Source organism: Bacillus sp. OTU2372, from assembly GCF_038440275.1.
GTDB classification, from domain to species: domain Bacteria; phylum Bacillota; class Bacilli; order Bacillales; family Cytobacillaceae; genus Neobacillus; species Neobacillus bataviensis_B.
In genome coordinates, this window is sequence record NZ_JASATK010000001.1 from 111,336 (window position 1) to 123,897 (window position 12,562).

11 protein-coding genes are annotated in these 12,562 nt (G+C 39.4%); 8 read left to right on the top strand and 3 right to left on the bottom strand.

The genetic code is table 11. The features are described from left to right. Positions 1-76 precede the first annotated feature (76 nt). Complete coding sequence (locus tag AAHB15_RS00605; protein WP_098529766.1) at positions 77-799, top strand: EcsC family protein; 723 nt, start codon at positions 77-79, stop codon at positions 797-799. A 20-nt stretch (positions 800-819) separates the two neighbouring features. Here AAHB15_RS00605 and AAHB15_RS00610 read toward each other — a convergent pair whose 3' ends face one another. Then, on the bottom strand, positions 820-1,995 hold the full coding sequence (locus tag AAHB15_RS00610) for a M20 family metallopeptidase (RefSeq protein ID WP_342041555.1): 1,176 nt from the start codon (positions 1,993-1,995) through the stop codon (positions 820-822). 146 nt (positions 1,996-2,141) lie between these two features. On the opposite strand from AAHB15_RS00610, the gene AAHB15_RS00615 reads away from it, so the two are divergent. Continuing rightward, positions 2,142-2,777: a phosphatase PAP2 family protein gene (locus AAHB15_RS00615; protein WP_342041556.1), complete on the top strand. Its 636-nt coding sequence runs from the start codon at positions 2,142-2,144 to the stop codon at positions 2,775-2,777. 200 nt (positions 2,778-2,977) lie between these two features. Here the strand turns inward: AAHB15_RS00615 and AAHB15_RS00620 are convergent, their stop codons facing one another. Together AAHB15_RS00620 and AAHB15_RS00625 are read right to left on the bottom strand one after the other, a co-directional pair. Then, a complete protein-coding gene (locus AAHB15_RS00620) occupies positions 2,978-4,375 on the bottom strand; it encodes a hypothetical protein (protein WP_335571394.1) in 1,398 nt (465 codons plus the stop codon). A gap of 132 nt (positions 4,376-4,507) precedes the next feature. Next, the gene (locus AAHB15_RS00625; protein ID WP_342041559.1) at positions 4,508-5,002 is read right to left on the bottom strand and encodes an antibiotic biosynthesis monooxygenase family protein; all 495 of its coding nucleotides are present in this window, start codon (positions 5,000-5,002) and stop codon (positions 4,508-4,510) included. A gap of 245 nt (positions 5,003-5,247) precedes the next feature. Here AAHB15_RS00625 and hemE point away from each other — a divergent pair, with 245 nt between their 5' ends. From hemE to AAHB15_RS00655, 6 genes are all read left to right on the top strand, one after another. Then, positions 5,248-6,294, top strand: a complete 1,047-nt coding sequence (hemE, locus tag AAHB15_RS00630) for a uroporphyrinogen decarboxylase (RefSeq protein WP_335571396.1) — start codon at positions 5,248-5,250, stop codon at positions 6,292-6,294. A gap of 313 nt (positions 6,295-6,607) precedes the next feature. Next, entirely contained in the window at positions 6,608-7,537 is a 930-nt protein-coding gene (gene hemH, locus AAHB15_RS00635; RefSeq protein WP_335571397.1) for a ferrochelatase, read from the top strand. A 39-nt stretch (positions 7,538-7,576) separates the two neighbouring features. After that, entirely contained in the window at positions 7,577-8,989 is a 1,413-nt protein-coding gene (hemY, locus tag AAHB15_RS00640) for a protoporphyrinogen oxidase (protein WP_342041874.1), read from the top strand. 109 nt (positions 8,990-9,098) lie between these two features. After that, positions 9,099-9,833: an MBL fold metallo-hydrolase gene (locus AAHB15_RS00645; RefSeq protein WP_342041561.1), complete on the top strand. Its 735-nt coding sequence runs from the start codon at positions 9,099-9,101 to the stop codon at positions 9,831-9,833. 16 nt (positions 9,834-9,849) lie between these two features. Next, on the top strand, positions 9,850-10,839 hold the full coding sequence (locus AAHB15_RS00650; protein WP_342041563.1) for a lipoate--protein ligase: 990 nt from the start codon (positions 9,850-9,852) through the stop codon (positions 10,837-10,839). A 136-nt stretch (positions 10,840-10,975) separates the two neighbouring features. Next, positions 10,976-12,538 (top strand): fatty acid--CoA ligase family protein, encoded by a 1,563-nt coding sequence (locus tag AAHB15_RS00655; RefSeq protein ID WP_342041564.1) that lies wholly within the window; start codon positions 10,976-10,978, stop codon positions 12,536-12,538. Positions 12,539-12,562: the final 24 nt, after the last annotated feature.

Consider the following 12,562-nt stretch of genomic DNA (forward strand, 5'->3'; position numbering starts at 1 on the left):
AGGGGATTTTTTTTTGGAACTATTGGGCGGTTCGCTCGTATAGATTCATAATATAAAGTGAGAGGAGTTGGTCCAATTGAACGAGTATGAGGTAAAAGTTTATGAAGAAGTGGAAGAATGGAAACGAAGATTGATCAGACGGTCAGGAATGATGAATCGGTTATCCAAGAAAGCCCAAGTGAAAATAAATGAATGGATTCCAGAAAAGGTCCATGAAATGATGACAGAAAGCATTAAGGCAATGGTTAAGGCAACCTTATTTGGGTCGCAGCTCACCACTAGTAAAGTGCAGGCTAATCCTTTATCCCTCGCTGAAAGAGATGAATTAGTTCAAAAAAAGATTTCCGTCTACCAAAAGACGGCCATCGTTGAAGGAGCAGGAACAGGGGCAGGAGGAATTTTGCTGGGACTTGCCGACTTTCCGTTACTCCTAACGATTAAAATGAAATTTTTGTTTGAAGCTGCCGCAATCTATGGTTTTGATACAAAAAAGTATGAAGAGAGATTATTTATTCTCCATGTGTTTCAATTAGCTTTTTCAAGTGATGAAATTCGAAAAAACACTTTATCAGAAATTGAACATTGGGAACATAGAAAAATAGAACTCATCGAAATGGATTGGCGCAAGTTTCAGCAGGAATACAGGGATTATATTGATCTCGCCAAGCTTTTTCAGCTTGTGCCGGGGATTGGGGCGTTCGTGGGTGCCTATGCTAATAATAATCTTCTAAAAATTTTAGGTGAAACTGCGATGAATGCTTATCGATTAAGGTTGCTGCAAAAAGCCCCTGAACAATAAAGTAAGGGGCTCTAAGATGTTTATTCGCTTTGGACATTCAGTGCCACTGAACCTAATGTTTTAGCAGCTATTAACATGGCTTTTTCATCAATATCAAATTTTGGATGGTGATGAGGGTACCCATCTTCTTCCCTGATTGGTTTTGCTCCAGTAAAAAAGAAAGTTCCCGGAACTTTTTCTAAATAATAGGCAAAATCTTCTCCACCCATTTCCTGTTCTGTTTCCACAATGTTTTTAACTTCTGGAACAAACTGAGCACAACGGATGAGAATCCCCGTTTCCTTCTCATGATTAACCACAGGCGGATAACCTCTAAAGTAGTCAAACTGATAGGAACTGTCTGATGCATAACATGTACCATGGATGATTCTTTCCATTTCCTCCTCAATAAACTGTCTGACTTCTTCATTAAATGTCCGAACTGTCCCTGTCAGCTTTGCTTTGTCAGCAATCACATTAAAGGCATTTTCAGCAATAAATGAAGCTACCGTAACCACTGCTGCATTAACCGGACTAACTTTGCGGCTGACGATTTGCTGCAGATTCACGACAAGCTGTGAAGCTGTCACAATGGCATCTCGAGTTTTATGAGGCTGTGCTCCATGCCCGCCTTTCCCTTGGATTTCTATTTCAAAACGATCGGCTGCAGCCATCATCGGCCCTGTTCGGAATTGAATGGTACCTGTCTGTTCACTTGCCCATAGGTGTGTCCCAAAAATGACATCCACTCCTTCTAAACAGCCGGCTTCAATCATGGATGCAGCGCCGCCTGGTGCATATTCTTCGGCGTGTTGATGAATAAATACATAGTTCCCTTCTAACTCATCTCTAAGTTCATTTAATGTTTTTGCAAGAATAAGCAGTGTAGCGGTATGGCCGTCATGTCCACAAGCGTGCATGACGCCGGGTACTAATGATTTGTAGGGTACATCTTTTTCATCTTGAATCGGTAATGCGTCAAAATCTGCTCGTAATGCCACCGTCTTACCCGGTTTTTTACCATAAACCTTTGCCACTACACCATTGCCGCCGACTTGTCCCTTTACTTCTATATTCAGTTTCTCATAATAGTCTTGAATAAACCTAGCAGTGTTATATTCCTGAAAAGATAATTCCGGATGCTGATGAAGGTAGCGGCGGATGGAGACCATTTCATCGTAGTAACCTTCTAATTTAGTGAATAGGTTGTTTAACATATGTAATCCCCCTTATGGTTAAAGTTAAAGAATGTATTTTCAAACAATTTTAACACTTTTAATACTATTATATAGATTTTTATATTGATTTTTTATACTTTTAAAAGTATGTAAACAAGGAGATTCAAGGGGTTGGGGGAATAATTTTGAAAAAGAAATCGTTTGTTTTTCTTATAATAGCTATTTTAAGTACTTTATTTACCTCTATTAAAGTGTCTTTACACAGTGCTTTTTGGATGGATACTTATGTCGGAGATTTGTTTTCACACGTACCCAATAGTGCAGATCCATTTTTTATTCAGGTGACGGAAATGGGAGATAAAAAAGGAATTGGCCTTATAGCATTGATCATGTTAGTGTGGTTATTGCTAAAAAAACGGAACTATCCTGGGGCAGCAATGCTTGCTTTATCGCTGGCTTTAGCAAATGAAGCTTATAAGGTATTAAAAGATTGGTTTGTTCGTCCTAGACCTGATTTAGAGCACCTTGTTGAGGTTAAAAGCTACAGTTTTCCTAGCGGCCATGCGATGGTTAGTATGGTGCTTTACTTTACAGTTGCTTATTTATTAATTGAGGAAATCCAATCGAAAACTGTCAAATGGCTGGTTGCTATTCTAGCTTCCTTATTAGTGCTTCTGATTGGAGCAAGTCGGATCATTCTGCAGGTCCATTATCCTTCCGATGTGCTTGGAGGTTATGCCTTTGGCTTTATTTGGGCTGCAATTTGGATATTTTTATACAAATATTTTAAACATCAATATAGGAAGAAGAGGCCGAGCTAATGCCGGCCTTTATTTTCGTTTAGGAAATTATAAAATTTTCGCTTGTGGATAACTGTTAATAAAAGGACTGTCGACGTCCAGCTCCAGCGCCTAGCCCCTCGATGGTCTACAGCCACTCAGGGAATGAAGGCAAAGAACTCCTTCTTTCCCTGAGCGTCTTATGCTTGTCGGGGCTGTTCAAGGCGCTTGCGCTTTTGTTTTTATATTAAAAACATAGCAACAATCGTAGTTACAACCAGTCCTATTAATACTGGGAGTAGGTTTCGTCTGGCTAATTCAAACGGATCGACCTTACAAATTGCTGCTGCAGGAATTAAGGCCCATGGTACCAAGGTTCCACCGCCCACCCAAATGGCGGCGATTTGTCCAAGGGCAGTTAGTGTTGCGGCACCTTTTCCAATGGCTGCAGCAAACAAACTGGCAATCGATCCAGCGAGCGAAATGCCTGAGAAGCCTGAACCATCTAAACCGGTAATTGCCCCAACGGTTGTGAGTGTCACAGCACCTACCACCTTACTAAGAGGAACAATGTTGGCAAGGGCAATCCCCAAATCGTTCACAATTCCTTGGGAAGCTTTCGGTAAATAATCTCCAATAATAGTTGTGAAACCGCTGTCACCTAAATAAAAGAATGCTGCAATTGGAATAACTGGACCAAACACTTTAAACCCAAATTGAAAACCCTCAATTAAATATTGAGTTGTTTTTTCTAGGCCTTCGTTCTTGTGACTCATAATGGTAATGAGAAGAAGGATAAGGATGGAGGTTCCACCAATTAGGGCTGTAGCATCTCCACCGGTTAAATTGAGGACGGACATAGCAGCTACATCCGCTGCAAATAGAACTGGTACTAATATTGCGAAGAAACGTCTCTGGGAGAGTGATAAGAGAGTGGGTTTATTCCTTTCTTCATCAGGTATATCTTCTAATACTGATGAAGCTGTTTGAAGAGTTCCACGCTTCATATCTCTCCTTAAAAAGTAGAAGGCGGTAATGGTTGTTACTAACCCCATAACAAAAACTAGTGGAATGCTGGCTTCTATGACATCTTGGATGGGAAGTCCGGCAGCATCCGCTGTAAGTTTAGGAGCCGCTTGAATAACAAAGTCACCTGATAGGGCTATTCCGTGCCCGAACAAATTCATTGCCATGGCGACCCCAAGTGCAGGAAGCCCCGCTCTAATTGCTACCGGCAGCAGGACGGCGCCAAGCAGGGCAACAGCAGGAGATGGCCAAAAAAACCAGGAAATTACCATCATTAGGATCCCAATCGTCCAATAGGCAAGCCCTGGATTACGGATTAATTTTCGAAATGGTGAAATCATCACATCATTTATTCCAGTGGACGTTAGGGTATGGCTCATAGCGACAATAATCGAAATAACAAGAATAGTAGATAATAGTTCGGTTATTGCATAGCTAAAACTGTTAAAAATACTGCTGACGGAGTGGCTTAAACTGCCGGTGGCTGTCAAGGCAATTAAGAATATCCCGACAATACACACAATGGTTGTGTCCCTTCTCATGACCATAAAGCCAATAATTAATATTATAAAGACCACATATATCCAATGCAGGGCTGTAAGTTCAATAAGCATTGAAAATCCTCCTTTCTAATCTAAAAAGGGCTATAGCCCTTTTTAAGGTGTAATACAGAATATGTAATCTGTATCAAGTGGTGAGATGGAGGAATAAAAAAAATGGAGCAAAAACTCCATTTTAGGTTAAGATTAACTGTTACCTGCGATTGTATATTTGTTTATATATGGTGAGCTTGTGAAGATTTTTTGCTGCCCGTCGAAACCGGCTTTAAGTGCATCAAATGTGGAATTAGAACCCTGCCATTTTTGATACAAGGCTTTGTTTTCCCAGACAGTCATAATAATATAGGGATTTGAGGATATAGGCCGAAGCAGTCGTAATGCTGTTAAACCTTGGGCGGTTACTACATTTCCCGTCAGCTGTTTAAACTGGTGTTCAAATAAAGGACGGCCTTCATCGGTAACGGAAATGTTATTCATAACAACAAAACCCTCTTTATTTAAGTCTCCATAGGATTCTAAAACCTCATACCTGCGTGGTTCATTAAAAACGGTTTGGCCTTTGGTTTCATGCAGCAGTATTGCCCCATTTTCATTCAGCATCGCCAACATTCGCTCATTAGGATATTTACTTTCGATCTTCTGTAAAAAGTCCAGTGTTCCAGCCGTAATATAAACATTCATTTTTGTCACCCCTAATTAATAAATCTTCCATATTTTATACATATTCAATCTCGGTATGCTCTCTATTTATTTACACAATTTTAGTCACTTAAAAACGACTTTTTTTTGACAGATCATTTCGTACGCTATACAGAAATACGAATAATCGTTATATTGAGTACAGCTATGTATACCAATGGTTTTTAATTTTACCTGTAATATATTAAAATGGAAAACAGACAGTCTTTGAAAGGTGGATATTCTTCATGACAAGAACAATTAATGAAACATTTTTAAAAGCCGCTAAAGGAGAAAAGACAGACTATGTACCTGTATGGTATATGCGCCAGGCTGGCCGCTCGCAGCCAGAGTATAGAGAAATAAAAGAAAAATATTCCTTATTTGAGATTACACATCAGCCGGAGCTATGTGCTTATGTTACACGCTTGCCTGTAGAACAATATAACGTCGATGCCGCCATTTTATATAAAGATATCATGACACCGCTCCCAGCTATAGGAGTGGAAGTAGAAATAAAGGGTGGAGTTGGCCCGGTCATTGATAAACCGATTCGCTCTTTAGCTGATGTAGAAAAATTAGGTGAAATACATCCGGAAGAAGACGTTCCATATGTGCTCGATACGATCAAATTACTAACACAAGAACAGTTAAATGTACCATTAATCGGTTTCTCTGGTGCGCCCTTTACACTTGCCAGTTACATGATTGAAGGCGGTCCATCCAAAAACTATAATAAGACCAAAGCTTTCATGTATGCAGAGCCAAAGGCATGGTTTGCATTAATGGACAAACTTGGCGATATGATTATTACATATGTAAAATCGCAAATTAAAGCTGGTGCAAAAGCCATCCAAATCTTTGATTCATGGGTTGGTGCCTTGAATGTAGAAGATTATCGGTACTTCATCAAGCCAGTCATGAATCGAATTTTTACTTCCTTAAAAGAGGAAAATGTGCCGCTCATTATGTTCGGCGTAGGTGCAAGTCACCTTGCCTTAGAATGGAATGAACTTCCGCTCGATGTGGTTGGTCTTGATTGGCGTCTGCCCATTCGTCAGGCTAGAGAAATGGGTATCCAAAAAACTGTACAAGGCAACCTTGATCCGGCGATCCTTTTAGCTCCTTGGGAGGTTATTGAAGAGAAAGCTAGAGAAATATTAGATCAAGGAATGGCCCAAGATGGATATATCTTTAATTTAGGTCATGGTGTATTCCCATCGGTCAATCCAGATACGTTAAAAAGATTAACTTCCTTTATTCATGATTATTCGGGATCCAAATTAAGCCGTTAATTCTTAAAAGGAAGTCGTAAAATTGGTAAGCAGTCCAATTTTTTGGCACAATATAATAAGCTGTTTCAAAAAGGCATTAAAGGATAGTACGCCTATAATGCCTTTTTGAAAGATAAGCGTATAAAAGTTTTTAACTTTGAGAATTGTCTAGCTCCAGCGCCTAGCCCCTCGATGGTCTACAGCCAATCCGGCCAAAAGGTTAAAAAGCAACCTTTCGGCCGGCTCGTCTTATGCTTGTCGGGGCTGACCAAGGCGCTTGCGCTTTTCTTACATAAACCTGAAAAAGTAGGACTTAAAACGAGGTGCTTTTGAGATGACAAAGAAACGAATGGGTCTGTTAGTAATGGCATATGGTACCCCATATTCATTAGATGATTTAATACCATACTATACCCATATTCGCCATGGCCGTAAACCAACACCTGAACTGATAGAGGATCTCAGGAACCGTTACGAAGCAATTGGGGGAATCTCTCCATTAGCCAGAATTACCTTAGATCAGGCAGAAAAGCTTGAAGAACATCTTAATCAGATCCAAGATGAAATTGAATTTAAAATGTATTTAGGGTTAAAACATATCGAACCATATATTGAAGATGCAGTTAAAAAAATGCATGAAGATGGTATTGAAGAAGCTGTAAGTCTTGTGCTTGCCCCGCATTTTTCAACCTTTAGTGTAAAATCATACAATGGAAGAGCGGTTGAAGAAGCAGAAAAATTAGGTGAACTTAAAATTAAAACGATTGAAAGCTGGTACAAGGAACCGAAATTTATTAGCTACTGGGCTGATAAAATAAAAGAAATCTTTGACCAAATGCCTAAAACTGAAAAGGAGCAGGCTGTTTTGATCGTTTCTGCCCACAGCTTGCCGGAGAAGATTCTTCAATTTGGCGACCCATATCCAAGTCAGCTGAAAGAAACGGCTGAATTAATAGCCAAACAGGCTGGAATTGAAAACTTTGAAATTGGCTGGCAAAGTGCCGGCAATACACCAGAACCGTGGATTGGTCCGGATGTACAGGACTTAACGAGAGAACTGTTTAATCAGAATCATTACAAGTCTTTCGTTTTTGCACCTGTAGGATTCGTATGTGACCATCTTGAAGTGCTTTATGATAATGATATTGAATGTAAAACAGTAACAGATCAATTAGGGGCAAAGTATTATCGACCGGAAATGCCTAATGCTAAAGGCGAATTTATTGATTGTTTAGCAACTGTAATCTTAAAAAGTTTAGCTTAAATGGAATAGACAGGAATTTTTATGGAAGCAGGTGAGTCCGTGGCGGAGGATAAAAAGAAGGTTGTTATTGTTGGTGGAGGAATAGCTGGACTAGCATCAGCTTTTTATCTGCAAAAAATGATTCTAGAAGATCATCTCCCCATCGAAATTCAGCTGATTGAATCATCACACCGTCTCGGCGGCAAATTACAAACCGTCAGAAGAGACGGGTATACGATTGAAAGAGGTCCTGATTCTTTTTTAGCAAAAAAAACAAGTATCATCAAGCTGGCAAAGGAAGTTGGTATGGAAGGCCAATTGGTGCCAAATGCAACGGGTAAATCATACGTTTTGGTGAACGACAAGCTTCATGCAATGCCCGGCGGATCAATTATGGGAATTCCAACAGAAATTGGACCATTTATAACAACTGGTCTTTTTTCCGTTCCCGGTAAACTAAGAGCGGCAGCTGATTTTATTTTGCCTCGTTCTGAGAGCGGAAAGGACCAATCTTTAGGTCAATTTTTCAGAAGAAGATTGGGAGATGAAGTAGTTGAAAATTTAATTGAACCATTATTATCCGGTATTTATGCCGGCGATATTGACCAATTAAGTCTCATGTCAACATTTCCACAATTTTATGAGGTCGAACAAAAATACCGAAGCTTAATCATGGGGATGAAAAGAACAACGCCATCACAGCCAAAACAAAAGGATACGATGGACAAGAAAAAAGGCGGATTTTTAACCTTCAGAACAGGTCTACAATCATTTGTAGAGGCGATTGAGGCTAGGCTTAATCCCAAAATAATTTTAAAAGGCCACCGTGTTGATAAAATAATCAAATCAGAACATGATTACGAAGTTCTTCTCAACAATGGAGAGTCAATTAAAGCTGATACTATTATCGCTGCAACACCACACCAGATAACTCAATCGATGTTTTCGGATTATCGTTTCTTTGACCCATTTAAATCGGTGCCGTCAACCTCAGTTGCAACCGTTGCATTAGCTTTTCCTGAGGAAGCTATTAAAAATGATATCGATGGGACTGGCTTTGTTGTTTCAAGAAATAGTGATTATTCGATAACTGCCTGTACTTGGACACATAAAAAATGGGAGCACTCCACACCAAAGGGAAAGGTTCTGCTCCGCTGTTATGTTGGAAGAGCTGGGGATGAGACAATAGTGGACTTGTCAGATGATCAGATTATTAAAAATGTCCTTGATGATTTAAAAAGGACGATGAATATTACGTTAAATCCTGACTTTTCGATTGTTTCACGTTGGAAAAAGTCGATGCCTCAATATACGGTGGGACACAAACAACGCTTAGCAAAGATTCAGGAGCATATGAAAAAGGAATTACCAGGTGTTTTTTTGGCTGGCGCCTCTTATGGAGGAGTAGGAGTCCCAGATTGCATCGATCAGGGTGAAACAGCAGTCCAAAATGTATTAGAATTTTTAAAATGAAAAAATCCAATCAGGAGCTGTCCAATAAGATCAGCTTCTTTTTTTATAGAATGAATAGATGCCGTTTTTTGAATATATTAAAGTTAGACTAAGATTTGGAGGGGATTTCATGAAATTGACCGTTATCGGATATTGGGGAGGTTACCCCAAGAAGAATGCTGCAAGTTCTGGTTATTTATTGGAACATGAAGGATTTCATTTACTAATTGATTGTGGGAGTGGTGTTCTCTCAAAACTGCAAAATGTCGTACAACCTGAGGAATTGGATGCAGTCATCCTCTCACATTACCACCCGGATCATATTGCGGATATTGGAGTTTTACAGCATGCCAGGTTAATACAAGGCTTCCTTGGAAAGGAGCTTCCTAATCTGCCTGTTTACGGGCATTCATTTGATGAACATGAATTTAGCAAACTGACCTATAAAACCATTACTAAAGGAGTACCGTATAATCCTAAAGATATCCTATCAGCAGGTCCGTTTAAAATATCATTTTTAAAAACGAATCATCCCGTTTCCTGTTTTGCAATGAGAATTGAGGCGGGTGGAAAAACCCTTGTTTATACTGGGGATAGTTCATTTAAAGAGGAATTTATTGAATTCAGTCATGATGCAGAAATCCTTTTATGCGAATGTAACTTTTATGGAAATCAAAACGGCAAGTCTGCTGGGCATATGAATAGTATTGAGGCGGGGCAGCTTGCACAAAAGGCTGGGGTAAAGCAACTAATTCTTACGCATCTGCCCCATTATGGGAACCTTGATGAGCTAATTACGGAGGCATCCCGGGAATATAGCGGTATAATAAAACTTGCAGAAGAATTTCTATCTATCACACTATAAGAAAGGGAATATGACCATGTTATTTATCGATAACAAAGGGATTACTGATCCTCGTATCAATCTGGCGATTGAAGAATATGCTTTGAAAAATCTGGATATAAACGAAACATATTTATTGTTTTACATAAATGAACCATCGATTATTATTGGAAAAAATCAAAATACGATTGAAGAAATAAATACGGATTATGTGGATAGGAATGGAATTCATGTCGTCCGCAGATTATCTGGTGGTGGTGCCGTTTACCATGACCTGGGGAATTTAAACTTTAGTTTTATTACAAAGGATGACGGGGAGAGCTTCCATAATTTCCGTAAATTTACCGAGCCAGTGGTTGCAGCCTTGCAAAAACTAGGGGTAAACGCGATGTTGAGCGGTAGAAATGATTTAGAAGTTGAGGGCAGGAAAATATCTGGTAATGCCCAATTTTCTACAAAGGGCCGAATGTTTAGTCATGGAACCTTGATGCTTAATTCGGAAATAGAGAATGTGGTGTCAGCTCTAAAAGTTAAAAAGGATAAGATTGAATCAAAAGGAATCAAATCTGTTCGCAGCCGAGTCGCTAATATTTCCGAATTTTTAACAGAAAAAATCAGTATAGAAGAATTCCGTTCTTTACTGTTAAAGAATATTTTCGGCGGACAAGATGAAATATCAGAATATATTTTAACAGAGGAGGATTGGGAAAAAATCCACCAGCTTTCAAAAGAACGTTACCAAAACTGGGACTGGAATTATGGAAAATCCCCAAAATTTAACCTTCAGCATTCGCATCGTTTCCCAGTAGGTTCGGTTGACGTTCGCTTAGAGGTAATTAAAGGAAAAATTGAAAATTGCAAAATATATGGTGACTTTTTTGGTGTTAGTGAGGTAAGTGAGATTGAGAAAAGATTAACAGGCATCCGCTATGAAAGAAGTGAAATTGAGCAGGCTCTTGACGACATAGAGACAAAGCATTATTTCGGAAATATATCAAAAGAGGAACTTATTAATTTAATCTATTAAAGATCAGCGATGTCACTTAGACATCGCTGATCTTTTTCCATTTTTTACGAATTATACTTGAATACTTAAAATTCAAGCAATATAATATATTTAGAAAATTTAAAATGAATGATCATTCATTCAGGGGAGGGAAAAGATGTATCTTTCAGCTCAGCTTCAAGAAACCGCCAAGAAATTTGCCGACAAACCAGCCTATTGTTTTATGGGGCAGCAGAGTACTTATGCAGAATTAGAAACTGCTATCCAAAAGTTTGCTTCTGGTTTAGAAAAAATAGGAATCAAGCAAGGAGACCATATTGCCTTGTTATTGGGAAATACACCACACTTTGTCATCAGCTTATATGGGGCATTACGGCTTGGGGTAATCGTTATTCCCGTTAATCCTATCTACACCGTAGATGAAATTGGTTATATCTTAGATAATGGGGATGTAAAAGCGGTAGTTGCCCTTGATTTAGCATTACCACTTGTAGAAAAAATGCATACCTTACTCCCAAATGTAGAGCACTATATTTTTTGTGAAACCAAGCCCCATTGTCTCGTGCAATCAGAACTAGAGAAATTGTCTGTTTACTCTAAAATGAAATCGTTTACAGAAGTGATTGCCTCAGGGGAACTATCATTCCAAGGTCCAGCTCTGAAGGAAGATGATGTGGCGATTATCCTTTATACCTCTGGGACAACAGGAAAACCAAAGGGTGCTATGTTGACTCACAAAAATCTATTTAGTAACGCTAAAGATGTTGGCGATTACTTAAAAATGAATCAGGATGACAGAGTTGTCACGGTTCTTCCGATGTTTCACGTATTTTGTTTGACTGTCTCCTTAAACGCCCCATTACTAAACGGAGCAACCTTATTAATTGCGCCGAAATTTAGCCCAAAAGAAGTTTTCTCGTTAATAAAGGAACATAGGGCCACTGTCTTTGCAGGTGTGCCGACCATGTATAATTTCCTCTATCAATATCCTGATGGAGACCCTAATGATCTCCAATCCTTACGTTTATGTATTTCCGGTGGTGCCTCCCTGCCGGTTGCGTTATTAAAGAATTTTGAGAAAAAATTTAATGTCTTAATTTCAGAAGGGTACGGATTATCGGAAGCATCACCGGTAACCTGCTTTAATCCGCTTGATCGTCCGCGCAAGCCTGGTTCGATTGGCACATCAATTCTCCGAGTGGAAAATAAAATTGTCGACGAACTTGGGCAGGATGTTCCAATCGGTGGTGTAGGAGAGCTGATTGTTCGTGGGCCAAATGTGATGAAAGGGTATTATAAGATGCCAGAAGAAACACAAGCTGCAATTCGGAACGGCTGGCTTCATACCGGTGATATGGCCAGAATGGATAAAGAAGGTTACTTTTATATTGTTGATCGGAAAAAGGATTTGATTATTGTAGGCGGCTATAACGTTTATCCTCGTGAAGTAGAGGAAGTAATTTACAATCACCCGGAAGTGCTTGAGGTGGCCGTGGTAGGTATACCGGACCCTAATCAAGGGGAGACAGTCACTGCCTATGTTGTCAGCAAAAACCCCGGACTAACACGAGAACAGGTTCAAGAATATTGCAGAGAGCACCTAGCCAAGTATAAAGTGCCGACAACCATTGAATTTATAGATGAACTTCCCAAGAATACAACTGGAAAAATACTTAGACGGGCTCTTAAACATCAAATCTCCCAAAAGGTGAATAATTAAAAATTTTCTTGTAAAGGCAGGCAT